The organism is Okeania sp. SIO2F5 (assembly GCF_010692685.1).
In the GTDB taxonomy this organism is placed as follows: Bacteria; Cyanobacteriota; Cyanobacteriia; order Cyanobacteriales; family Microcoleaceae; genus Okeania; species Okeania hirsuta.
Genome location: NZ_JAAHGU010000104.1, coordinates 1 through 26268 on the forward strand (window position 1 = coordinate 1; position 26268 = coordinate 26268).

Consider the following 26268-nt stretch of genomic DNA (forward strand, 5'->3'; position numbering starts at 1 on the left):
GCAAAAGCTTGGCCAAAAATTTTGTTTGCGCAGCATTCCGCAGGAAAAGAACCTTAGAAAATGCCACAGCCAAGGTCAATCTTTGTTTTGTGAGACTGCTGCTTAAGAGATTGGCGATCGCCTGATTATTGAAAAAAAAGATACCATCAGGGTTCTATAGAAGCACCCCAAGGAAACATCACCAGCAGCGATATTTACTCCTTTGCCGATGCAGACGGAGGCCAAATATTCCTCAAAGCTGGAGGCAACATTAATATCAGTCAAAACAGCAATATTATCTCAGCGTCAGAACCTCCAGATAACAGCGACATTAACAACCAAGGTCAAGGAGGAGATATTATTCTCGAAGCAAGCAACAATATTAATACAGCAACAGCGAGAATATATTCCGGAGCAGATATTGGCGACACAGGCAAAATTGATATTATTGCGGATAGCGCAATAGAAACAGGTCAAATAGAGCTAGCATCAGGTTTTGTCAGACAACAACAACCAGTAAACGACAACTTTACTCTCATACCCGTACCTCAAGGAGAAGCAACCAGGGGAGTAGCAGGAAATATCACCATCACCAGTAACAATGGCGCAATAGATACCACCGCTGGAGTGATCAATTCTCGTTCTCCAGATGGTTCCGGCAATATTACTCTCAACGCTAGAGAAAATATTACTATCGGTCTACTAACAGCTAGCGCTCTTAACCCAGAAAAACCAACTACAGGAGGAGATATTACGATCGCCAGTCAAACTGGAGAAATAAATGCCACAACAGCTATAGAAACTTTTTCAGAAAGAGGTACTGCTGGAAATGTGACTATTATGGCAGAGGAACAGATTCATCTAGAAAATATTCGATCTCAGGGAGCAGAAGGAGGAGGGGATATTACTATAGACAGTCGCAGTGAAAATAGTATAGATGCTCAAGGAGAATTAAATACTTTTTCCACAGAAGGAATAGCGGGAAATGTCACTCTTACATCTCCTGGAAATATAACTATTAGTGGCATTCGCTCAGAAGGAAGGGAACAAGGAGGTGAAATTACAGTAGAAAGTGAAATAGGTAATATTAATTCCACAGGTGGAAATATAGACTCTTTTTCAGAACAAGGAATAGGCGGAAACGTCACACTTACTGCTCCTGAAAGCGTTAATTTAGCAAATGTCTCATCCTTTGGAGCAACAGAAAGTGGAGACTTAATCATTCAGAGTAGCACAGCTACAGTAAATACAGGTAACGTTACCACACAAGCACCAGCAGGAAGTAGTGGCAGTATAGTTATTAACGGAGAGGAAGTAGGTACAGGAGACTTAACTTCTATCGGTACAACGAGTGCAGGTGCAATAAATGTGGAAGCTACAGATGGCTCTATTACAACTTATGATATTGAAATTAGCTCTGATGGGACAATAGGAAATTTAATACTCAGAGCAACGGAGGATGTTAATACTGGAGATATTGATCAGAATGCAGGAGATGGAGATGCAAATATTAATATTGATTCTGAAGGAGACCAGAATATAGGAGATATTAATCAAAATGCAGAGAATGATACTAACAATATTCAAATCGCAGAGGGAGATATTAATACTGGAGATATTAATCAAAATGCTGGTAATGATGCTAATAATATTCAAACCGCAGAGGGAGATATTAATACTGGAGATATTAATCAAAATGCTGGTAATGATGCTAATAATATTCAAATTGCAGAAGGTAATCAAAATCTGGGGAATGTAACTCAAAATGCTGGTAATGATGCTAATAATATTCAAATTGCAGAAGGTAATCAAAATCTGGGGAATGTAACTCAAAATGCTGGTAACGATGCCACTAATATTCAAATTGCAGAAGGTAATCAAAATCTGGGGAATGTAACTCAAAATGCTGGGAATGAATCTATCAATATTCAGAATAATGGAACTAATCAAAATATTGGTAATACAACTCAAAATGTTGGGAATGAATCTATCAATATTCAGAATAATGGAACTAATCAAAATATAGCAGAAACTTCTGAACCTCCTAATAACAATGCCCCGATTAATAATCCTCTTATTTATGGAGACAATACGAATAATTCCAATATTTTAAATACTCCCACAAATTCTTTAGATACAAACACTTTAGAAACCCCTTCTACTTCCAATTTAATTTCAACTACCACCCCTAGTAACAACGACAAAACAACAAATACTGCCACTGCTAAAGAGCAAACTGAAGAATCTATCAACAACACCACCGACACTCAAAAAATATTAAATATCATCGATAATATTAATACCAATACCCTGACAGTAACCACAGGTTCAGACAAAATAGTAACAATGTTAGAACAACAGCGCATCAACGAATATTCAGATTACTTCGGAGAAGATTTTGACGAAAAATTACTTTTCACACAAAATGTCCGAGATATTTTAACAGATATAGCAAATCAAACAGGAAAAGAATCTGCTGTTGTTTATATCAATGCTTACTCAGACCAATTACAGATAATCTTATTTACCAAAGAAGGTCAACCAATTCTCAAAACAATTTCTACAGCAAATCGCGATAAATTAAAACTAGCCACCATAGAATTAATGCTAGAAATCACCGATCCTCAACAACGCCAAACCACAAGTTATTTACCAGCATCTCAACAATTATATCAATTATTAATAGCCCCCATTACTGCCGAATTAGAAGCAGCAAATATTGATACAATTTTATTTAGTCTGGATGTAGGATTTCGTTTATTACCTTTAGCAGCTTTACATGATGGAAAACAATTTTTAATAGAAAAATACAGCATTAGTACTATTCCCAGTGTCAGTTTAATGGATGGTCGTTATAATTCTGTTCATAATACTACTTTATTGGCTATGGGAGCGAGTGAATTTACAGACCAAAATCCCTTATATGCTGTACCTGTGGAGTTAGAAACTATTTCTCAAAATTTATGGCAGGGTAATATGTTTCTCAATGAAGAATTTACTCTAAAAAACTTAATTAATCAACGTCAAAATTATCCTGATCCGATTATTCATTTGGCTACTCATGCTCAATTTAATAGTGGAAATGTGAGTAATTCATATATTCAGTTGTGGGGTGAAAAATTGCGATTAAATCAAGTCAGAAAGTTAGGTTGGAGTCAGCCACCAGTGGAATTATTAGTATTGTCAGTATTGTCCGCTTGTCAAACCGCAGTAGGGAATAAAGAAGCAGAATTAGGTTTTGCTGGTTTTGCAGTGGCAACGGGAGTTAAGTCAGTATTGGCAAGTTTATGGTTGGTTAGCGATGAGGGAACATTAGGGTTAATGACAGAATTTTATTCTCATTTAGGTAATCTCAATATTAAGGCAGAAGTGTTGCGACAGACCCAGTTGGCAATGTTGAAAGGTAAAGTTGCGATCGAAGATGGAATTTTGAAGGGGTCTGGTAGTCGTGGGGAACTGCCTTTACCTCCTGAGTTGGCACATCAGAAAAATCCAAATTTTTCGCATCCTTATTATTGGGCAGGGTTTACCATGGTTGGTAGTCCCTGGTAATATAGCAGAAGGAGTACAACATAAATGTTATAGCCTCACCATAAGACTTCTAAGTCTCGGTCAAATGTCTGATTTATCCTGACTCCTCTGTCATTTATTTATCACTAACCGGACATGATATAGCACGCCCTGCTACCGGATTTAATATAATTCATTGCTTGACATATCAATTTTTTTTGTTATATTTACATTATCTAAGAATATTAACCTTTTTTAATGACAGGATAAACAAACTGTAAAAATCCTGATATTAATCTTATGAGTCCAAATTTACCGCAAGTCAATAAATCTGCCGTACAAGCAGGTGGTCAACTTAGCTTCTTTGAAAAATATCTCACTGTTTGGGTAGCTTTGTGCATTGTCATAGGTATTGCCCTAGGGAAAATATTTCCCGGTGTTGCCAGTGCATTAGATGGCATGAGTATTTATCAAGTATCTATCCCCATCGCCATTTGTCTATTTTTTATGATGTATCCCATCATGGTAAAAATAGACTTTACCCAAACTAGAAATGCAGCTCGCGCTCCCAAACCTGTAATCTTAACATTAGTCGTTAACTGGGTAATTAAACCTTTTACCATGGTAGCGTTTGCACAAATTTTCCTCGGTTGGCTATTTCGCCCACTATTAACAGTTACAGAAATATTGCGCGGTACAGAAGTAGCATTGGCAGACTCCTACATCGCTGGAACAATATTACTTGGTATCGCTCCCTGTACGGCAATGGTATTAATGTGGGGTTATCTTTCCTACAGCAACCAGGGACATACATTAGTAATGGTAGCGATTAATTCCTTGACAATGTTGTTTTTGTATGCTCCACTAGGACGGTGGTTACTGTCAGCTAATAATTTAACTGTGCCTTGGGAAACTATTGTTTTATCGGTGCTAATTTATGTGGGTTTACCTCTAGCAGCAGGAATGTATAGTCGTTACTGGATTTTCAAAAATAAAGGAAAAGCATGGTTTGAACGTAAGTTTATCAGGTATTTAAGTCCGGTTTCTACTGCTGCTTTGTTGATAACTTTAGTTTTATTGTTTGCTTTTAAGGGAGAATTAATTGTAGAAAATCCTGTTCATATTTTGTTGATAGCAGTACCACTATTTCTCCAGACTAATTTTATTTTTTTGATTACTTATGTAGCAGCTTTAAAAATGAAATTACATTATGAAGATGCCGCTCCTGCTGCTTTAATTGGAGCTAGTAATCATTTTGAAGTAGCGATCGCCACTGCAGTTACTTTGTTTGGCTTAAATTCTGGGGCAGCTTTAGCAACAGTAGTGGGAGTCTTAATAGAAGTACCAGTCATGTTGATGTTGGTAGAATTTTGTAAACGTACAGCTTTTTGGTTTCCTCGCCAACCAGAAAAGGCAACTTTATTAGATCCTCGTTGTTTAAATTGTTAGATAGGGAAAAAATTATGTCCACTCTTAAAACTCACATTGCTCTAATCGCAACCAACTTAGAAAAGTCTGTAGAATTTTACCAAGCTTTATTTGGAGTAGCACCAGTTAAGTATAAGTCAGATTACGCAAAATTTGATATTGCTAACCCGCCTCTAAATCTTACCCTTAATTTAGAAGAAAATGTAGAACCAGGTGGGAATTTATCCCACTTAGGAATACAAGTTAGCACTTCTGAGGAAGTGGCAACAGCCATTGAAAGATTTAAAGTGGCCGGACTATCATTATTTGAGGAACATCAAACAGACTGCTGTTATGCACTTCAAGATAAAGTTTGGGTAACAGACCCTGATGGTAACCGCTGGGAGGTTTTTGTAGTCAAAGTGGCAGATACGGCACCAGAGAAAAATATAGTTGCGACTTCTGGCCAAACTCAGTAATATCATGTCCGGTTAAACAGTGATCAATAAATAACTACGGAGGAGTCAGGAGTCAGGAGTCAGGAGGGAAGAAAGAAGGAAGAAGCAAGAAAAAAGAGGAGGAAAAGGAGAAAGTTTTTTTATAACTAATTATCCGGACATGATATAAAATCTACTTCTTTGTTGTCGGTAAAATCAAATTCTGCTTAAACAAGAAGATGAAACAGGTAATGTTTGTGTGCAAGAAAAATTCTGTTGGTTCCCAAATGGCAGAAGCATTTGCTCGCTCTTTAGCTCCAGATGAAAAATTTATATTTGTGAGTGCAGGGTGAGAAAAGAGTTCCGTTCATCCACTAACTATTAAGCAGAAAGTTTTTTGTTTAGCTGGCCCATAACTTTCCTGTCAGAATGCTTGTGCAAACGTTAACGCTTTCGCTTTAGCTTTCGTTTTCGCTTGAGCTTCGCGACATGTAACGCAAAATGCAAGGTGTAAGTGGAACTGAGTTCTATCGCGCTCTTACCCGGAGATGATATCATACCTCAAATCACCAATGCCACATTTTGCAGTAAAGAAGACAGATGTCATCATCAAAACTTTTCATACAATAGACTTGTCGCTTTATAACTATAAAAAACTGCTAAACCCTTATCATGTAAGGATTTTAGCAATTTCCAGTGCAAAAGTTATGGAATTACTACTGTGTCTTGATTTGAGCGATTTTTTCCATCTATTTAGCGACAACTCTAATATCAGTAAACCAAATTTAGTTTAAATATCTTACAGGAAAAAATCAGGAGTTATTTTGATGAAACGAGTAATGTTTGTCTGCAAGAAAAATTATGCCCGTTCCCAGATGGCAGAAGCATTTGCCAAAAGACTTGGCAAGGATAAAATTTCCGTTACCAGTTCTGGTTTGGAAGCTAGTCAGGTTAACCCCCATGCTATTCAGGCAATGTCTGACATTTGTATTGATATCAGCGATCAAACTTCTAAAGCATTTAGTAATTTTCAACCACAAGACTTTGATGTGGTGATTTCATTATGTGGGTGTGGTGTCAATTTACCGCCAGAATGCTTGACACGAGAAGTATTTGAAGATTGGCAACTAGAGGACTTGGCAGAAAAACCAGAAATTTTTCCGCAGGTTAGAGATGATATTCAGGAAAGAGTAGGAAACTTAATTGATAAATTGAGTAGTTAAATCAGGACTTATATCATGTCCGGATGAACAGTTATAAATAATTAGGGAGTCCTCAGGAGTCAGGAGTCAGGAGGGAAGAAAGAAGGAAGAAGCAAGAAAAAATAGGAGGAAAAGGAGAAAGTTTTTTTTATCACTAATTAGGGCTAGCTGATTAAATCTAAAAGCATTGACATATAAAGACAAGTGCCTTTTTGGGGTCGAAAAAAGTATCTGGTTTTCAGCCCTTCATGCTCATGCATGGAGCGTATTTTAGGCTCATAGTTGGGCAGAACAATCTTGGGACAATTCTTACTCCTACCTCCTCGCTCCCGACCCATTTCTCCTGTCTCCTGTCTCCTACCCCTAATATCTGTACTAACTATCCAACAAATGAGAAATTGTCAGCATCAACTACAGGTGCATTGTCTAAGGTGACAAATACACCTCCACTACCTAAACCAGCATCGTTACCATTTTGGTTATAGAATAAATTACCATTATTTGTATTGTAAACAATGACAGCATCCTCTGTCGCAGCATCACTATCACTGGTAACAGTGGCAAATACATCATCAAAACTATCCTCACTATCAATAGCAGTGAAAGTTGTCCTGTTGATGACAATGATATCTCGCTCTATATCAAAATCAGTAATCCTATCTTCTCCAAAATCATCTTGGTCATAAACTTGAGTTGTATTAAAGATAAAGCGGTCAATTTCAATACTAATCTGCTGCATGTGGGTGAGCAGAATTATTTTATTAATACCTGTGGCAGTTAATTCATCTACTGTTTCTTGAATGATTCCAGCTAAAGCTTCAATATCATCGCTGTCTGAGGGAGAAACAACTATATCGCTAGTGGAAGTAATGGTAGGTAAGGCAGGAGTGGTTGCACCGACTATACCTATTTCTTCCCCACCTACTTCAATGACAACGCTCCCAGAAATTGTATTAGGTTGGGGTGCTCCACCATCTGGCACAACAAAACCAGCAAGATTTGGATCGGGAGCAAAATCAATATTGGTGCTGAGGTAGGGAAACTGAGTACCTTGATAGCCATCGTCATCAATGCCCGGTCCAGTGATGTCAGAGTTACTTGCAATAAGATTACCAAAGGTTTCTGTTCCCAGGTCTAATTCATGATTACCAACAGCAACTGCTTGAAACCCCAGAGCATTGTTAATTAAAATATCACCAATGCCTGGTTCGCCATAAATTTCGTCACTAGCATTGAAAAAAGGTCCGGCAATAAAAATGTCTCCAGAAGATAATTTTAAGGTATTATCAAAATCATCTTCGAGAGCATTCATAACTGCGGAAAAATTAACAGCATCTTCGATCGCTGGAATACCTGCTTCTTGATCGGCAGCATGAAGAATTTGCAGTTGAATTGGCTCCATATAGCTTTCTAATTAAATTTAATAATTCTTCTAAGTCATCATATCCCCATAAAATTAAGTAATTTTTAACAAAAGTTTGGCATTAGATTAAGTATAGTTTAAGTAAAAAAACACACTCTTTGATAAAAATGTTAATATTTTTAAGTAGGTTCATTTTAGTTATCAGTTATCAGTTATCAGTTATCAGTACCTCCTACTGAAGTTGATTTTTTTATCCCTTTAAAAGGGGAGGCTTGAGACCTTACTTTTTGGTCAATAATTACTCTAATTATTCTTGGTAACAAAGATATGAAACGACGTAATTTTATAGGCTATATCGTACTATTTATTACAAGTTGTACTGCTACAACGAATAATACTAATAACTCACAAATACCAAAAAAACTACGATTTGCAGTAACAGATGTTATTAATGAAGAGAAACTGCGGCGTGATTATGAACCGTTTCGTGCTGCTTTAGAAGAAGTATTGGCAACAAAAATTGAGTTTTTTCCAGTTGAGAGTTTTGCCATGGCCGCCGCCGCTTTACAGTTGAATCAAGTAGATTTGTTACTTGCTGGGCCTTCAGAATATGTTGTAATTAATGCTCGGACAAATGCTATACCTGTAATTGGAGTGACTCGCCCTAATTATCGTGCTGTAATTGCTGTTCCTGCTGGTAGTCCAATTAAATCTGCTGCCCAACTGCAAGGTAAAATTTTAGCATTGTCAGATATTGGTTCTACAAGCGGTCATCTCGGACCAACAAAACTACTGATGGACGCAGGATTAAATCCTAATTCCGATCTCAAAATCCTGATGTTGGGGGATGAGGGCAGTCTGACAGATTTTAAACAAGGAAAAGTTGATGCCTGGGGAGGATCTGCTATAGACTATCAGTATCTACTGCAAACAGAGGGTTTATCAGAAAAGGACTTTCCTATAATTGCTAAAACTACTTTGCTTCCTAGTGATGTAATTATTGCTAGCAGCAACCTAGATTTTCAACTGATTCAAGAGTATCAAGCTCGTATTCTTAATAGTCAAGAGAAATTAATTGCAGCTTTAGTAGAGGGAGAATCTACAAAAAAGTATCATGGTTCTAGTTTAGTAGCTGCTAATGACGCTAATTATGATATTATTCGTGATGTTTATCAAGTGATGGGAGAAGGTGATTTAATAGCACCCTAATCTACAATTGTCGATTCAATAAGCTAATTTTTTTATTAGGGATTTTTATACAACACTCAAGAGATTGCAATCAACAGAAAATTAATAGCTATGTTGAATTAGACATCTCCAGAAAAGAGGCAGTAGGCAGCTTTGCTGTAGGCAGTAGGGAACCCACCCCTCGCCCCTCCCCCTCCCAGGAGGGGAAAGAATTGATATATCTAGTGTGATAATTGATTTTATTTTTTATAATAGGAGATGTCTATTAGAGTTGTCGCTTTATAAGTTAAAAAAATCCCAAAAACCTTGTTTTGTAAGGATTGTAGCTATTGGATGGCAAAAATGCTTGGAATTATTGCTCTGTCTAGGTTAGAGTGATTTTTTCCCTTTATTTAGCGACAACTCTATTAAAAATAACTCAATATTTAAGCAGGGAAAAGGCATAAACAAATAGATATACAAAGTATTTATGGTTGATTAATTCCAGTAACAGCACCTCTTAAAATATTATTTTAAGTGTTTAGGTGTAGGGTGAGTTTTGCTCGCGCACAAATGTTTGCGTTTTGCTAGCGCACAAATGTTTGCGCAGCATGACCTAGGAGAAAGGTGGCAATATTTATGCTGAGGAACTAAACTCTTAACTGTTCGCTGTAACTCACCGAATATACCGAAAATCTGCGTTGGTAAAGCGCGTGTATGATATTCATCTTAATTCTTTAGGAGTCAACCCACCCCTCGCCCCTCCCCCTCCCAGGAGCGGAAGTTAGGAGGACATCCTCAGGAGGGCAGAAAGAATCAGAAACCCCGAGTAGAAGGAAAAAGTTTTTTGGTGGTGTAAAGGTCACAGAGTTCTATCGCGCTCTTATCTGGACATGATATCATACCTCTTTTCACCAACGCCCGAAAATCAAGCACTCTAGCTGTCTTAATCTTTACTTTATAAACACTCTCTTATTATTGACTTTTTTTTAATTGGAATAAATAGCCAAATATCAAAAAAATCATGTACTACTTTGGCAGATAATACGCTGTAATATTTCTCATTTTTTAATGATTTATTGACTGTGCAGAATAATGGCTAAAATCATATTTATGCAATCTGAAAAAAACTAAAAATTTCCAATATATAGAAGTTCCTTCTTCTATGGCACAAAAAAATCAAAATAGTATGTTCAAATTTTTGATTAAGTTGAAGATAAAAAATAAATTAATTAGGATAGCTAATTTATTCAATGGTTTGAGTATTGCTCAAAAATTTGGTTATAGCTATGCTATGGCAATAAGTGTTGCTGTAATTGGAATTACTTTAGGGTTAGTTATTTCAGAAGAATATGAAAGACGAGTGCTACAAAAACTATATGTTGCAGATAAGCATAGCCATCTTCTCAATGATATGGAAAAAGCTGTTTTAGGGATGCGGTCTCATCCACAAAATTTAGTTCCGGCATTAGCTAAAAAAATTTGGTTCGATTTTGAAAAAGCAAAATTTCTAGGATATGTTAATAAAGTTAGGGAAAATTTAGAAGAACTTACTATTTTTATAGATAACCATCCTCAGGATCTAGCTATAGACACAAAGGAATATAGGCAACTATTAAAATCATATAAAGCGGCAACAAATTCATATTTTAATTATATCAATAATCTTTGGAAACAAATAGATATTCCTAACTTAAAGCAAGAGGAAATTCTACAAGCACAGCAGATGATTATTACTTCATTGAGTAAAAATAAAGCTACTCAAATATACCGAAAATTCGATCGCCTTTCACAAGAACTAATTGCTATTGTGAAAGTAGCAGAAGCTCAAGATTATGAGGCTCATGCTGCCTTAAAAACGGTAACTCAGCTACAAAAAAAAATTATTATTATTAGTGTTTTAACTTCTCTAGGAATAGCGACGTTTTTAGCGATTTATATAAGTCGTTTAATTGCTAATCCTATCAAACAACTCGCTGAAGTTGCTCAACAAGTAACAAAGGAATCTAATTTTCAATTACAAGCTACTGTAAATACAAAAGATGAAGTTGGATTATTAGCTACTTCTTTAAATCAACTTATTTTATGGGTAGGAGAGTACACTCATCAGCTAGAAATGTCTCACAAAACTCTAGAAAATCGTGTGGAAGAACGTACTATTGAACTTACTAAAGCACTTCAACAACTTAAACAAGCTCAATCTCAACTTGTTCAAACAGAAAAAATGTCTAGTTTAGGAAAAATGGTAGGTGGAGTTGCCCATGAAATTAATAACCCAGTTAGCTTCATTTATGGTAATACTGATTATGCGAAACAATATGTTCGTGATTTATTACAGTTAATAGATTTATATCAGCAGCATTATCCTCAACCAAAACCAGAAATTCAAGAGTATATTGAGGAAATTGACCTAGATTTTTTAGCTGAAGATTTTGTAAAAGTTTTATCTTCAATGAAAAATGGGGCAGAAAGAATTAAGCAAATTGTTCAATCTTTAAGAAATTTTTCTCGTCTTGATGAGTCAGAAATTAAATTTGTTAATCTCGAAGAAGGGATTGAAGATACTCTTGTTATTTTAAATCATCAAATTCAGCACATAAAAGTAATTAAAAACTATGGAAATTTATCTTTAGTTGAATGTTATGCTGCTCAAATAAATCAAGTATTTTTAGATATTATTTTTAATGCTATTGATGCAATCAATGAATCAGAATCTAAATTTCAAGATCATCAACTAGATTTTGTTCCTACTTTAAAAATTCAGACTGAAAAAATAGAGAGCGATCGAGTTAAAATTAGTTTTTGGAATAACGGTCTAATAATACCAGCAAAAATTATAGAAAAATTATTTGACCCATTTTTTACGACAAAACCTGTTGGTCAAGGTACGGGTCTAGGATTAACCAATTGTTATCAGATTATTCAACAGCATTGTGGTCAAATTGAAGTGATTTCTAATTCTGAGCAAGGAACAGAATTTACTATTACTTTGCCGACTAAAATGTCCGATCAAACAAGGAGTCAGGAGACAGCAATTCTGGAGACAGAATCAATATAAATACTTATTTATCATCAGAAATATATCTTTTTACTGAAATTTAACCTGAATTTATTGAAAATTTAACTAAAATATGTTAAGTTTATATATAGAATTAAATCTGGTTGAACAACCTCACTTCAATTTAGTAGTCAGTAGAGGATGCTAAACTCTTAAACGTTTACTATTCCATATCGGTCTCCCATTTGATCTATATACAATTAAACGGATTTGATATAATTAGTAAATATTCATTAATTTAGCAATGACATTTGTATAAAATTTTGCGTTCAATTGTGAATGTTTATCTAGGTTCTATATTAATTAGAGAATACTCAAATTTACTTACAGTCAACAAAAGTTATTTATTCTAAGGCAGGTAAAATGTTACAAACTAATTGCAAAAATTCTAAATTTAAGCAAGTGACGATCAATAGAACTTGTAACCATACATTCTCAGTTGCAATTAGAAACCCTAGATCTGGGCACAACTACAATTCATCTGTTTGTCATACATCTTTTCCTAGTTTAGTTTCTGCATTTAAAACCTCCAATCTGAAAACAGACATTGGAGCAACAGTTGTCGAAGAAGTATGATCTATATTCATTATTCATTAGCAAGAAGGAAAAATTTTCGTTGTCTGAGTTTTAAGCTGTTGATATGTTCGCGCCCTTTCCTTCCACTGGTATACTCAATAGACATCTCCTCCAAAAGAGGGAGTAGGCAGCTTTGCTGTAGGCAGTAGGGAACCCACCCCTCGCCCCTCCCCCTCCCAGGAGGGGAAATAATTGATATATCTAGTGTGATAATTGATTTAATTTTTGATTTTTACCAGATGTCTAATGAATATGATTAAAACTGGTATAATTATCGTTGTGTCAAATCATCTAACTTGAAGCGTTATTTAATTAAATTATGAACTTAACAAAATAGTTTGGCAGCCTATTTTTTCTTCATCTTTTTGCTAACACCCAAAGCACCTAAAGCTAACAATGCTCCTAATGCTGTAGGTTCGGGAGTTGCTACAGGAGCATCATGTTCCACAATGAGGTCAACCTCGAACAATGCCCCACCAAATCCTTCAGCGAAACCTTCTGCAAAAGTTGGATCGATAGAAAACGCTAAGGTAACAGAATCATCTGTGTGAGAAACGGAAACAAAATCCTCAAATGTAGCGAAACCTTCTCCGAAACCTTCTGCAAAATCTAAAAAACCTCCTTGGGCGAAACCTACTCCAAATAGATCAACACCAACAATTCTTCCTGTCGGATAGTCAACCCAATTCAAATCATTTAAAGTCACTTCCCAAGTAAATGGCTGTATTTCTTCTTCAAATTCAAGATTCCAAGCAAAACCGAAGCCACCTTGAAATGAAGAATCTTCGACATTAATGCCACCTATAGCAAACAAACCACCTTCACCAAAATCTCCTTCAGCAACGCCGAAAAAAGGGAACTCGATACCTTCAGGAAAGTTACCAGAAACGATACCTTCAAGAAAGTTACCAGAAACGATACCTTCAAGAAGGTTACCAGAAAAAGGTTCGACAGTTGCTTGTGAACCCCCTGGTATCAAAACAAAATCTGGAGCTTCACCATTAAGCTCAATTTCCAAGTTTACCTGATCTCCAATCAAAGATGCTTGAGCCGGAACTTGTCCTAATAATCCTAAGCCTAATGCTAATGCAGTCATACCGCCAGCAGCTTTAGCAATCTGTTGAAATTTGTTACTCATAATTTTTCTCCAATGTTTTTAAGTTTGTACTAATTACAATAACTTGATTTTTTCTTAACAGCAAGGCTATTTTTCCTTCTTCATCAAATCTTCATTAAATCTATATAAGCTTCATGAAAACTTCATACATTCAGGATTAATATGGTTTAAAATTAGATAAATTGAATACTGTAAGTAAGTAGTTGAGGATAAATAAAGATATAAAAATGAGGCCAGAATGAAGTTTTAAATCTTATTTTTAACTTATTAAATTTTCATCACTATTTTACGGATAATAAAACCCACTTATCTATATAGCATAATAATTAGTAATGCATAGGTTGTACTTAAGAATGCTTTTATTATAAAAAATCACTAAAATAAGTGGGATATGATCAGGATTTAATATTAGTAAATACTAGAGCATAATTCTTGGAGTTTGCTAACGATGTTTGATAGTTATAAAGATATTTTCAATCAAAGAGGACTTTCGTATCATCAAGCCATGATGACCTATCCTTTGGCTAGAGCTGAAGAATTTAATCAAGTGTTAAAGCTAGCTAAAATTAAAGATGACAACGTAATTTGTGATGTGCCTTCAGGGGGTTGCTATCTGAGTAATTTTATACCTCGATGTGCCAAGTTAATTTCAATAGAAACTTCAGAAAAATTTATTGAATGTTCTCAAAAGAAAGACCACAACATTGCTCTAGTTTGTGAAAATATTAGTCACATTCCTTTGCTTTCAGAAAGTATTGATCGGGTGATTAGTTTAGCTGCTTTACATCATGTAGATGATAAGTTTGGTTTTTATCAAGAAGCTTACCGTTTACTTGCTCAAGGAGGAATTTGCTGTCTGGCAGATGTCAGGAAAGGCTCGAAAGTAGCTGACTTTTTAAATATCTTTGTTGATCGATACAACTCTATGGGGCATCAGGGTGCATTTTGGGACAAAAATACTGCCAATCAGTTAGAAACAGTAGGTTTTCAAGTGCTTGTTCATCAAGCAATTTCCTTTGATTGGCAGTTTGATAGCTTAGAAGATATGGTGAACTTCTGTAAGTTACTGTTTGGTATTGACAAAACTGACAACTCCAAAATTTTAGAGGGAATTGAACAATATCTGGGCTATCGCATTGAAGAGAATCACTATTATCTGTGTTGGGAATTAGAATTTTTCCAAGCTCTCAAATCAGGAATTTAATGCTCTCCCTGCTAGATTAATAAAAACTAATAAAACAAAACCAACAATTCTTTAATTAAATATGCCAATTCCTATTTCTGCGATCAAAGGAGTTATTTGGCCAGCCTTACCAAACCCTAACAATTCCTTGCTTTTGGCCTTGCAATATCAGTTAGAACAAACTCAATGGTGGTCTCCTGAAGAAATCCAAAAGTGGCAGATGTTCCAACTCACAGCACTCCTTGCCCATGCTGATCACACTGTTCCCTTCTATCGTCAACGACTGGGTGTTTTACTCGAAGTACGCGATCGTTTCCTCAACTATAGTGACCTACAGCAGATTCCGATTCTGACTCGTCAGGATATTCAACAGCAAAGCAAGGAGATGATTAGCACTGCCTTACCCAAAGAACATTTGCCTACTTCAGAAAGTCAAACTTCTGGCTCTACAGGGCGACCAATTACTTTTCAAACAACCAAAATAAAAGGAATTTTTTACCGAGCATTAAATCTTCGCAGTCATCTATGGCATCAGCGTAACTTTTCGGCAAAAGTAGCAGCTATTCGAGTGCCTCGCTCTAAATTACGACAGTCTAAGCAAAAACAAGAGGGTAAGAAAATTTGGGCTGATGCTTTTCCCAGTGGTGCACTCGTAGAATTGGATAGTGGTAAAACAATTGCAGAACAGTTAGCTTGGTTAGAAAAGGAAAATCCCGAGCATATACTAACTTACCCTTCTAATCTCCTAGCTTTAGCAAAACAAGCCAAGAAGAAAGGAATAAAGATACCAAATCTTCAAGCTCTCAGCACATTTGGAGAAGTTGTTACCCCGGAAATACGTCAGGTTTGTCAAGCTGTCTGGAACATTTCCATTGTTGATATCTATAGCTGTCAGGAAATTGGTCTGATTGCTCTGCAGTGTCCCAAACACGAACACTATCATATTCAGTCTGAAAGCGTGATCGTAGAAATTTTAGACGAAAATGACCAACCTTGTGCTCCTGGTCAAATTGGGCGGGTAGTACTAACGGATCTTCATAACTATGCCATGCCCTTTATTCGTTACGAAATTGGAGATTATGCAGAAATGGGTGAATATTGTTCCTGTGGCCGAAAACTACCAGTGTTGCGACGAATATTAGGACGAAGCCGTAATCTACTGGTTTTGCCATCGGGGGATCTTATTTGGCCTTCATATATACTCAGTAATTGGGCTAAATTAGGTCCTATTCTCCAGATTCAGGTTATACAGAGAAGTGTGGAAGTTATTGAAGTTCGGATGGTGCTTTCCAGAGCAATAACTGAGAATGAGGAAGCAATTCTCCATCAACACATTTGCGCAGATTTAAAAAATCAATTCCAAGTCAAGCTTTTGTATGTTGATGAAATTCTTAGAGCTGCTAACGGTAAATATGAAGATTTTATTTCAGAAGTAGTGGTTTGATTTTAGGTGATGATCGAGGCTTTGTTGCATACAGGATGATTAGACATCAGGCAACAGGCAACAGGCAACAGGCAACAGAGAATTAATAAGCTGTACTTCACGCTTCCTAAAAAGTGCTGTAACCATTCTATAACTGTTTAACCGGACTTAATATCATGGGTAAGTCCTAAAATTGCCAAAGAAAAACTACCTGCACTTTATTCATCTGGCGTTGGTGAAAAGAGGTATGATATCATGTCCTGATAAGAGTTCGATAGAACTCCGTAACCTTTACGCGACCAAAAAACTTTCTCCTTCTACATCCTGTTTCTGATTCTTTATTCCCTCCTGACTCGGTCTGACTGACTTCCCCTCCTGGGAGGGTTAGGAGTGGGTTGACTCCTAAGTAATTAAAATTAATATCATACACGCGCTTCACCAACGCCATTCATCTCAACTAAGCAACAATACTATTTCCATTCATCCCAAGTATTATTAAAAATAGAAGTTTCAGGAAAAGCTGTGGGATTACCATTTTCTTGTAAGCGACCTTGTAAAACCTCCAATTCCCATTCCTTAGAAGGCATATCATCAATCAATTCATAAGGAAAAATACCCCTTTCTAAAGCAAAATCAATTGTTGTACCAGCAGCAGCACCAGCAGACCATTCAAAAGAATGAACCCGATAAGCAGCAGCAGCAATATAACTTGTAGCAATAGTCTTCCCCGCTACCAACAAATTATCAATTTGCTGAGGGATCATTGCCCGTAAAGGAATTTGAAAAGGATAAGCAGAACCTTGACCCCTCCTAATACCTGCTCGTTCAGAATTACCAGGTGCTTCTGCCGGACTTTTTGTCATGCAGGGATGAAAATCAATTGCATAATGACCAATACCCACACTATCAGGAAAAACAGTCGCCCGAGCGCGTTGAGGCATTTCTGCCATTGAGTTAATTTGTGCATCTGGAGGTACAAAAGCAGAAACAGCTCCCCACAAATAATGTAATGTATCCGGTGCTAAATTTTGCAGATAAAAATTATCCCGAAAATTCTTTTTAGCAATATCAACCTCTGCTACCGCAAAACCTTCTGGATAAGTCTTCCCTGGACGACCAATAATACGTCTTCCCTCTCGCATATAAGGATATTTTGACAACCCGTGAGCTGTTCCCATCGGTGCATCAAACCCACTCAAAAAACGATTATTGGGATGTTTTTCTTTTACCCCTGCTCCCAATTGAGAGTCAGTAGTTCCCTCAACCAACCAATGGAAATAACCGAGAGCATTTTCCTCACCTCGACGGAGGGTTTCCGCACGCAAACCACCCATCCAACCACCCGGTCGTAGTTGACCTGTAGCTTGCAGTTGGTTTCGACTGTAAATTAAGTTGTCATCGCGGTTTCCAGGGCGATAGTCATTACCCCAAGTCCAGTTTTGCATAGAAATATCGCCGGGAAAAATTGTTCGTTTTTTGTAATCTCCTGGTTGCGGTGCGTCTGGTTTCACTGACCAAATTTGACGATAGGTGAAAACTAGAGGAAAACTAGCTAATCTTGATAATTCATAACTATAGTAGGGAGCATACTGAGAATAAAAGGGTGGTTCCACATGGGTTTGAGGTGTTTCAGTTGCTTCCATGGCGAAGGTGTAGGTAAAACCTTGGGTGCAGTAGGAGTCTCTAGTGTCAACGGGGGATGAGGGGTCAAGATAGGTTTGTGGATCAATACCGAGACGATAGGGAACGTCTGCTAGGGCAATAATTTCTCCGGTTTCAGTTGCTTCGACAACATACCAGTCTGCACCACCTGTTTTTTCTGGGGAAGGTTGGGGTATAAATTGAATTATGGTTTTGTCGAAACGCGCTGAGTTTTGGTAACGGTAAGCATCTTCGATAACTTGAGACAGGGGTTCGGTGTTGATGGGTGGGGTGCCTGCTGCTGGTTGATGTTGGATAGCGATCGCTCTATTGATTTGATTATTGGAAATGTCTAACTCTTTCACAACAGTATTGGGAAACCATTTGAATGTTCCTCCACCTTTTTTGGCAGCATCTTGCAACATCTGAAATAGAATACCGTGACCATCGTAGGGCATAAAACAGGAGACGCTGACCCAACAACGACCGGGATTTAATCTACCGTATTTTTCCTCAATGCGTTCCCGTAATTCTAAGTAACCACGGGGATAAAATAGGAGACTGCGTTGAGTACCGCGTTCGTCGAGAGCGGATGTACCTTGGGAGGAAATTTGACCACCTACCCAGTCGGTAATTTCGGTGACACAAACGGTGCGTCCTGCTAATAATGATTCGTAGGCAGTTGCTGCTCCTGACAAACCGCCACCGATGATGAGTATTTCGCAGGTTTCTTCTTGGTCTGGGGTGCGGGGTGGCGCTGCTAACGCGGGGGCAATAGTTGGAGTTAGGGAAAATAAGCTGAGAATTAGACTAATTATTGGTTTGGTTTTTTTGAGCATAATTTAGGTGAAAAATTAAGGGTTAAAAGTTAAAATTATAAATTAATTTGAATAGATTTGATGGAGAATAAAGTGAAAATTAAGTATACCAGGAATTACACAAATTCACCTTGAAAACCCCATCTGTAGGGGCGAATGGCATTCGCCCTTGTTCAATATTATTCTTAGTCAGTTGTTTGAGAAAAGTTTTGTTTTGTCTAGCTTGTTTTTATATGTATCTATTCCATAAGGATAATCAAAAAGTTGAAGTAAGCATTTTAACAAATAGTTATGAGCAACAACAAAAACTTCTTGCATCATAATTTCTGTTAATTTTATGTTGTTTTCTTTCTTGGAAATTTTAGGATGAATCAGTAAATTTCTTACCTGCCCAATTATATTCACACTATCGAGTTCATTAGTTACCCAATTATTTTGCTTGGCTAGTTTAGTAATTTCCCAATTTTTATCAATTGGAAGTAGAGAAATATTAAGAGTTTTAAGTAATAGTCTAAGTTTGTCGTCAAAGGTTAATTTCTTAAACCCATCAGGACTAATATAGTTGTTACTGTTTAAATGTGTCCAGGCTAGTTTTTCTAAAGCAGAATGAACTAAAATAATAGAAGTATTATATCCATTTGTATGCTTAGAACTTTCTATATACCATTGAATAGAATTTTGAATTACTTCTTTCCATGTTTCATCTTGCCACTTCTTCATAAATCCGGAGAAAGCATCAATAATTTCTGTAGCATGCCGACTGAAAGAATAATAAAGAGACTGCCATGAATCAGCTTTAAGAGTTGGAGTACGCCATTCTTCTAAGATTTTATTTTCTTGTGCATCAAAGCCTAAAACGCAAAGAGGTGCTATCCAAATTCCTCTAAGAAAAGAAATGTAATAAATAAAGGCATTAATAATTTCATACCCTTCCTTTAAATCAAAAGTTTTACCATCTGAACGTTTAATTTGACAGATATGAGTAATGCCATATCCTCCTTCAGCTTCCAATTTTTTTTCAAAGTCCAAAGGATACTTTGATTGTGCTAAAACAATATGCCAATCACCATACTCGAAGATAACTTGTCTTTCTTTATCTTCAACATTATACTGAAAAATTTTGACAAATAAAAAATCAAAATTAGTTATATAAAAAGTTACTGATGAGAAATCATCTGTTCTACCTTGTATAAAAGGCTCCTTTAAATCGCCAGAAAATACTCTCTTCTCAGTTCCATTAATTATATAAATAGACGGGCATCGTAGCATAACTTTCATTCTAGGAACTAAGTTTATCTGAGTTAGTTTCAGTTCTATATTATCTAAATTTAATTTTATATTTTTACTAAAATATTCAACAGAATATTCAAATTTAACACTAATATATGGAGATGGATACCAAGAAATCTGAATCAAAGCTTGACCTCTAATGGTATTTTTTCCATCAGTTAATTCAGCAGAATCATCATATAGTGGTATTGGTTGACTGGGAAATTCCTGTTCTAATAATTTAGGCTTGGGTTGCGAAGTTGCCACAATAAATAATTAAGTCTCTACTACGTCCTACAATTATAATATATTTATCTTATTCAACAACTTAAACAACAGACTAAAAATTTTTAGTTAAACTATAATTTTAATACTATCATAAATGTAAATAATTGGGGACTCAAATATGACTAATAGGCATCTCTGAAAAATAAATAGATTTTGATAAAATGATAAAAATTGATATTATTGTTAGAAAATCAAAGAGGATTTAGAAGTCGCACCATGACGTCAACTAACCCCATTATCAAGGATATTAATCAAGTTTTGCTAAATCTTTCACCAGAAAAACAATAGGAATTGTTAAACTTTGTTTTTGTTATTCAAAGTCAGTCAAATACTCCAAATCCTGTATTGACAGAGCAAAAATCAAAAGCTGTTTTAGTTCAGGAACTGCAAGAGCTATTTAAAGAATTACAATCTGACCCTGAAATTCAGAAGATTACAGAGGAAGAAATCAAGGCAGAAATTGATGCTTACAGACAAGGTAAATGAAAGTCATTATTGATACAAATATTTTAGTTTATGCTGCTCTGAAAGACAGAAATCCGGAACAGGTTGTTCTATAGGTCGCATCAAAATGTGAGTGGATTACTTCTGCCGAAATTTTAGCAGAATATCAAGAGGTTTTACAACGCCAAAAGTTAAAAATAAGTCAGGCAAAACGGAAACAGTTTTTAACTCTAGTTGAAGCTTTAACTGTTAGTTTTGAAATTGATATAGTAGTTAATTTTCCCAGAGACAGAAAAGATGCTAAATTTCTTGCTTGTGCGCTTTCTGCTCAAGCTGACTATTTAATTACAGGAGATGCTGATTATTCAGAAGCACAATCTTTGATAGAGACTAAAATTATCTCTGTGGCTGAGTTTATTGATTTGTTTGGTATCACCAAAGTAGATGGGTTATGAACTTGACTTTTGTGAAGCAATATAATTCACAAAGTATAAATTAAAATTGTAATTTATAGGTTAAACTTTAGGAGCGATCGCTCTCACAAACAAATCTAATCAGGAACTAAAATATGACTAATCAGTCTGTCTTACCTAAAGAGAAAAAAAGTCAGAAACCAGGAATTAGACTAACAGGAAACCAAAAAAGTTGGCTCATATCTGCTCATGTTATTTCTGGAGCAATTTGGTTTGGCACCGTCCTTTCTATGCTAATTATGGTCATCAATAATTTTAATAGAAATAACGGTGATGAACTTTACGCAATTAACTCAGTTGTAAAATTATTAGATGACTGGGTAGTTGTTCCTGCTGCTAATATTACTTTACTGACTGGAGCTTTACTTTGCTGGTTAACAATTTGGGGATTTTTTAAATTTTATTGGGTAATTACTAAGTGGATTCTTACCAGTATATTAATTATTTCTGGAACATTTTGGTTAGGACCATGGACTAATGCAATGACAGCTATTTCTGATACGGAAAGATTACAAGCATTGAGCAATCCTCTTTTATGTTTGATGCTAAAGCCATAGTTATTGGTGCATCAATTCAAATTGTGAGTCTGATTTTTATCTTTATTATTTCCTTTTTGAAACCTTGGGGACGACTAGATATTAAACCTAAAGACCAGACCAAAACTTCAGCCACATAAATTAACTTTCACTATTCCAAAAAATAGCATTAGTTGGGGATTACCCCCAACAATTATTACTTATTTAAGTCTCATTATCCCAATGATTAATAAGATTTATATATTACAGCAGATTTGGTGGTATATGAGGTACAAATATTATATTAATGATAAAGTGCGGGCATCTTACCCGCCACAGATATATGGCGCTGTACGCAGGCAACAGGCAACAGGCAACAGCTCATCTGGGGCAATAAAAAACCTATAATATCAAATCCGCTCGGGTTCGGTATAAAAAAAATTTTCATCTTCATCCAAGAGCAAATGTTTCGCGCATTCTCTTCCCTCCTGACTCCTGACTTCCCCTCCACCGGAGGGGGAGGGGCGAGGGGTGGGTTGACTCGGTCCTCCTAGATTAACTATCTAATTACACCGGTGCTACCGGATTTGATATAATATAAGACTTTTAGCTATTGGACACCTCTTGTAATTTGTAAATATGCCAGCGCACATTGCTATATCTCACTGATATGAAAAATGCTGTCTGTAAGAATCGGAATTCAAACCATGTAGAGAAGGATATTTTTTCTCATATATAGTTGCTTTTACAGAATTTATTTAGGAATAGAAAAAGCCATCACATCTGGCAAAACTGCAATTCGGAATCTTTCCAAAAAATTCCATGTTGTCGCATAAGTGCAACGGTAAATAGTAACTCATATTCAGTATAACAGTTATAATTGCTCGTAGTTTTGCTCTATAGTCCTAAAGGGTTTAGCATCCTTTTATGGTTGTTAATGATAGTTGTGCGCCAGCAAACGGCCGTTTCCTCCGTGACATATTTGCGTAGCATTCCGCAGGAAAATGCCCCTACTACTAAATTGAAGTGAGGTTGTTCAACCAGATTTAATATCACTTAAGTTTTGCTGATCCAAAAGTGACATCAAATTTTTCACACCAGACCACAACATTTGGATAATATTGCCAATTTATTCCTTCTGGAATGTCATAAACTTGTTCTCCTGTAAAACTTTTTAAATCTCCCAAACGCACATAATTTTCTGTGGTATAACTTTCCGGACGATTTTCTTTATGTAATAACAATTTTACTGCCGGACCTTCAATGGCAGAAAAGTTTTCCGCTAACCGAACTTGAGTTTTACTACCTGCTTGAATAATTTCTGCTGTACCTTCGGTATCTTCCCCCGGAGTAATAGTTACAAATTCTCCAGAAGCTAAAACAGTATTTGTCTGAGCTAAAGTTGGATAATTAGAAATAGAAGCAACAATTATTTCTGGTGATAAAATTTGTGATTGTGCATCTGGACAAACTTGTTTTTCCCAATCACATTTATATAAATGTTTTTCTTGCCAACTTAGAGAAATTTCTAACAAATCCCGACTTCCTGTTATTCCTTGCCCTAAAAATACTAGAATCGCCAAACAGTTTAAAGCAGTATGAATTTTGCGCCATTTGTGAGTCCTATCTTTATATATTTCCGGCACAATAGCCAAAGAAAAAATCATCAATATTGAAGCTATTATACCATAATAAAAATGAGAAACTGCCCACTCATAGTCGCGTCGGAAAACACCATCTTGAAAACCTAAAATTACAATACCTGATCCGGTTAAGGTCGCAAATACTCCTCGCCATAATTTAGTTTTAGCTTGATAAAGAAATATTAGAGAAGCAACCGTAGTCATAAAGATGGTTACTATTAATATTGCTAGGGTCATATTTTCACTTTTAAAATCTTTAAAAATACCCTTAAAATATATTGAGTAAGCAATAGCAACTAAAGTTATTCCCACAACGGAACCCGTCAACAAATTACCTATTTTTCTATGTTCCAGTCCTACCACAAGAGGAATTTTACTTTTACTTTTATCCGCAGTTTGTAGCCTTCGTTGACGAGTCTGCCAAGCCAAGTTGAGAACTATACCAATGATTGGGAAAACCACCACAACTGCCAATGCTGGATGTATCAATCCCGCAATATCCTTTGCATTCATAATTTACCTCTCAGATATAACTTTACATATTATATTTAAGCAGGTTGAGTGTCGGTTAAATTATTTTTTGCTGAAAATTTTCTAAAAATTAGGTGTTAGGGGAATTTGGCAAGATTGAGAATAGTTGAAAGGTCTTAAATTCTATATCCTGGTATTAAAACTCTATTGTTACTGAAGCATTCTCAGAACTGAGAATTAGAGATGATCATTTCTAAAAAAAGAGTAAATTATGTGATAAATAAAAATGCAAAATATTGCTTTAAGTTCAGCAAGAATGAAACAAATAATTCTCTGAATAGAGCTTTTCAATTTACTGTAATAGATCGAGTTCTGTAGGTTAATCTATTAAAAAAGATAGTTGGTGTAATTCATTAGATCACTATTGCAAAATGAGGGTAATGAAAGTGCTATTCAGTTTGAGAAAGCCATCAACCAGGAGATAATTAAAACTGTAGACTTTGAAATCAAATACGCCCGGGTTCGGTATAAAAAAATGTTTCATTGTCAGCCATATCGCAAATCTTTCTACATTTTATTCCCTCCTGACTCCTAATTAACTAATCTAATTATACCAATGCTACCGGATTTGATATAAACTGACGATATTCACCTCCAAAAAGTCATTCTCTGAAAAGTTGGTGGGAAAATACTTCTGAGGACTCACTCATATCATGTCCGTTGGTATCGTTTGTGTAAAAGTTAGCGTGGATATCTACAGGAAATTTAAGTTTTTTTCTTGCTCAATTGCCTTCCTGTCTGTTGCCTGTTGCCAGATGAGCTGTTGCCTACCTTTGCTATACAATGCCGATGCTACCGGACATAATATCACGCATAACAACCAAATATAGTAGGGGTTAACGGCCGTTAACCCCTACAAATAGTGTATAATTCGTATGCGTGCGTAAGTCCTGATAAAAATCAACTAAACCAAACTAACCCACTAACAGTCAGAATTATTAGTACTAACGCCACCCAAACAAATTGATTATCTTTTGTGTTAACTTGACTAGGATCGACAACTTCTAACTTCAGAGTTTTTGGCTTCGGTGGCCGTGATTTCACTTGGGAAACCATAGTGCTACCTCGACGATCTTTAGCATCACTTTCAGATATTGCCCCCAAGTCAGGAATTTTAGTCATCCACTCTTGCCTGGTTCTCAGTACAGGTGCTTCGAGAATGGCTAATATACGTTTTGCTTGTTGGCGGGTTTCTAAACGAGGATGACGAGTTAGTTGTTTACAAAGGGCAGTTGCTTCTTGAATTTGGCCAGCCGCTTGATATGCTGTCACTAACCAGATTTGTACCTCTCCCCCAAATCTTGAATTAAGCTCAATATTGTCTTTAGCAGTTTCTAAATGTTGCACTGAATTACGGTATTGACCTCGCTCAAAGGCATATTTGCCAGCTTTATATTCAGTTTCAAATAATGTTAGGTTTTCTGAAGTCACAATCCCTGTTAATTAGTTTTTGATATATTTAAAATTAATCTTGGTTATTATATCAATTTTTTGATCGAAGAATTTTCAACCCACTGTGATTGTAGCAATTTACAAAAGTAATGCTAAACTTATCCTGCTGATATTTTAGCCTGATGGGGAAATAGAAAACTAAGTATAGCAAAGTTTTTGCTCATTGGTACTATAGAACCCCTAAACGGATCTATTTAAAAATAGAGAAGGAGATGGGGAGATGGGGAGATGGGGAGATGGGGAGATGGAGACCCACCCCTAACCCCTCCGGTGGAGGGGAATTTGGGGAGATGGGGAGATGGGGAGATGAGAGTATTTTTCTACCTGCAAGGGAAGCTACCAGGTTTGCTATTGGGCAACGCGGGGTCTCATCCACTTTTTCCCCATTCTCGTTCCTGAATTTCCACAACTTCCTCAGGCTGAGGACGGAAGCCAAAAGCACATACCGCGTCCAAAGATACGCTCAGGGGTTCTATAGGAAATAGTGCTGCAATTCCGCATTGGTCAGATGCAAGTGGCCTTTGTTCCCTGTTCCCTACTATATATCTTGATAACAAAAAAAATCTGAGATTCTCCTGTTTCGTTTTTAGGAGAAAGCCAGTTATAGAATTTTTATTTATTTGTATCCAATATTAAAATTTATAGTATAGCAATGAGCGCTGGCACGCTTTACATACTACTAATGTCTTAACATGTAGTATTAAGTTCTGCTACATGACCGATATTTTTGATCTGCGATCGCAACTCAGTTCCTCTGTCGTGAGCCAAATAT

19 protein-coding genes and 1 pseudogene are annotated in these 26268 nt (G+C 36.2%); 14 read left to right on the plus strand and 6 right to left on the minus strand.

The features are described from left to right. Positions 1-606 precede the first annotated feature (606 nt). The 5 genes from F6K27_RS24085 (at position 607) to arsC (ending at position 6556) form a co-directional block, all read left to right on the plus strand. Positions 607-3531, plus strand: a complete 2925-nt coding sequence (locus tag F6K27_RS24085; protein ID WP_287273321.1) for a CHAT domain-containing protein — start codon at positions 607-609, stop codon at positions 3529-3531. A 258-nt stretch (positions 3532-3789) separates the two neighbouring features. Further along, positions 3790-4938, plus strand: a complete 1149-nt coding sequence (arsB, locus tag F6K27_RS24090) for an ACR3 family arsenite efflux transporter (RefSeq protein WP_287273323.1) — start codon at positions 3790-3792, stop codon at positions 4936-4938. A gap of 14 nt (positions 4939-4952) precedes the next feature. After that, a complete protein-coding gene (locus F6K27_RS24095; protein WP_124143497.1) occupies positions 4953-5375 on the plus strand; it encodes an ArsI/CadI family heavy metal resistance metalloenzyme in 423 nt (140 codons plus the stop codon). A 197-nt stretch (positions 5376-5572) separates the two neighbouring features. Then, entirely contained in the window at positions 5573-5686 is a 114-nt protein-coding gene (locus F6K27_RS24100) for a hypothetical protein (RefSeq protein WP_287273325.1), read from the plus strand. A 474-nt stretch (positions 5687-6160) separates the two neighbouring features. Beyond that, positions 6161-6556, plus strand: a complete 396-nt coding sequence (gene arsC / locus F6K27_RS24105; protein ID WP_287273327.1) for an arsenate reductase, glutathione/glutaredoxin type — start codon at positions 6161-6163, stop codon at positions 6554-6556. Between the two features lie 358 nt (positions 6557-6914). On the opposite strand, the gene F6K27_RS24110 is transcribed toward arsC, so the two are convergent. Continuing rightward, on the minus strand, positions 6915-7937 hold the full coding sequence (locus tag F6K27_RS24110; protein ID WP_287273329.1) for a hypothetical protein: 1023 nt from the start codon (positions 7935-7937) through the stop codon (positions 6915-6917). Between the two features lie 288 nt (positions 7938-8225). On the opposite strand from F6K27_RS24110, the gene phnD reads away from it, so the two are divergent. Then, complete coding sequence (gene phnD, locus F6K27_RS24115) at positions 8226-9107, plus strand: phosphate/phosphite/phosphonate ABC transporter substrate-binding protein (RefSeq protein WP_287273331.1); 882 nt, start codon at positions 8226-8228, stop codon at positions 9105-9107. Between the two features lie 1123 nt (positions 9108-10230). Further along, complete coding sequence (locus F6K27_RS24120; RefSeq protein WP_287273333.1) at positions 10231-12123, plus strand: ATP-binding protein; 1893 nt, start codon at positions 10231-10233, stop codon at positions 12121-12123. A gap of 922 nt (positions 12124-13045) precedes the next feature. Here the strand turns inward: F6K27_RS24120 and F6K27_RS24125 are convergent. Beyond that, positions 13046-13837, minus strand: a complete 792-nt coding sequence (locus tag F6K27_RS24125) for a hypothetical protein (RefSeq protein ID WP_287273334.1) — start codon at positions 13835-13837, stop codon at positions 13046-13048. A 427-nt stretch (positions 13838-14264) separates the two neighbouring features. Between F6K27_RS24125 and F6K27_RS24130 the strand changes: the two genes are divergently transcribed. Together F6K27_RS24130 and F6K27_RS24135 are read left to right on the plus strand one after the other, a co-directional pair. Then, positions 14265-15020 carry a class I SAM-dependent methyltransferase gene (locus F6K27_RS24130; RefSeq protein WP_287273336.1) on the plus strand — a complete coding sequence of 252 codons (756 nt, stop codon included), beginning with the start codon at positions 14265-14267 and terminating at the stop codon, positions 15018-15020. Positions 15021-15081: 61 nt separating this feature from the next. After that, a complete protein-coding gene (locus F6K27_RS24135) occupies positions 15082-16443 on the plus strand; it encodes a phenylacetate--CoA ligase family protein (RefSeq protein WP_287273338.1) in 1362 nt (453 codons plus the stop codon). Positions 16444-16892: 449 nt separating this feature from the next. On the opposite strand, the gene F6K27_RS24140 is transcribed toward F6K27_RS24135, so the two are convergent. Together F6K27_RS24140 and F6K27_RS24145 are read right to left on the minus strand one after the other, a co-directional pair. Further along, a complete protein-coding gene (locus tag F6K27_RS24140) occupies positions 16893-18902 on the minus strand; it encodes an FAD-dependent oxidoreductase (RefSeq protein ID WP_287273340.1) in 2010 nt (669 codons plus the stop codon). A gap of 168 nt (positions 18903-19070) precedes the next feature. Continuing rightward, a complete protein-coding gene (locus F6K27_RS24145) occupies positions 19071-20417 on the minus strand; it encodes a hypothetical protein (RefSeq protein ID WP_287273342.1) in 1347 nt (448 codons plus the stop codon). Between the two features lie 312 nt (positions 20418-20729). On the opposite strand from F6K27_RS24145, the gene F6K27_RS24150 reads away from it, so the two are divergent. The 4 genes and pseudogenes from F6K27_RS24150 to F6K27_RS24160 all read left to right on the plus strand — a co-directional run bounded on the left by F6K27_RS24150 (position 20730) and on the right by F6K27_RS24160 (position 22031). Beyond that, positions 20730-20924: a hypothetical protein gene (locus tag F6K27_RS24150; protein WP_287273344.1), complete on the plus strand. Its 195-nt coding sequence runs from the start codon at positions 20730-20732 to the stop codon at positions 20922-20924. Positions 20925-21016: 92 nt separating this feature from the next. After that, positions 21017-21337, plus strand: a pseudogene (locus F6K27_RS33970) (putative toxin-antitoxin system toxin component, PIN family); the annotation flags it as partial. A gap of 113 nt (positions 21338-21450) precedes the next feature. Then, positions 21451-21912: a hypothetical protein gene (locus F6K27_RS24155; RefSeq protein ID WP_287273346.1), complete on the plus strand. Its 462-nt coding sequence runs from the start codon at positions 21451-21453 to the stop codon at positions 21910-21912. Next, positions 21891-22031: a hypothetical protein gene (locus F6K27_RS24160; protein WP_287273348.1), complete on the plus strand. Its 141-nt coding sequence runs from the start codon at positions 21891-21893 to the stop codon at positions 22029-22031. Before F6K27_RS24155 ends, F6K27_RS24160 begins: the two co-directional genes overlap by 22 nt. Positions 22032-22922: 891 nt before the next feature. Here the strand turns inward: F6K27_RS24160 and F6K27_RS33975 are convergent. Further along, on the minus strand, positions 22923-24026 hold the full coding sequence (locus F6K27_RS33975) for a DM13 domain-containing protein (protein WP_353736057.1): 1104 nt from the start codon (positions 24024-24026) through the stop codon (positions 22923-22925). A 918-nt stretch (positions 24027-24944) separates the two neighbouring features. Further along, on the minus strand, positions 24945-25475 hold the full coding sequence (locus F6K27_RS24175; RefSeq protein ID WP_287273350.1) for a hypothetical protein: 531 nt from the start codon (positions 25473-25475) through the stop codon (positions 24945-24947). A gap of 249 nt (positions 25476-25724) precedes the next feature. On the opposite strand from F6K27_RS24175, the gene F6K27_RS24180 reads away from it, so the two are divergent. After that, positions 25725-25895: a hypothetical protein gene (locus F6K27_RS24180; RefSeq protein ID WP_287273352.1), complete on the plus strand. Its 171-nt coding sequence runs from the start codon at positions 25725-25727 to the stop codon at positions 25893-25895. Positions 25896-26268 lie beyond the last annotated feature (373 nt).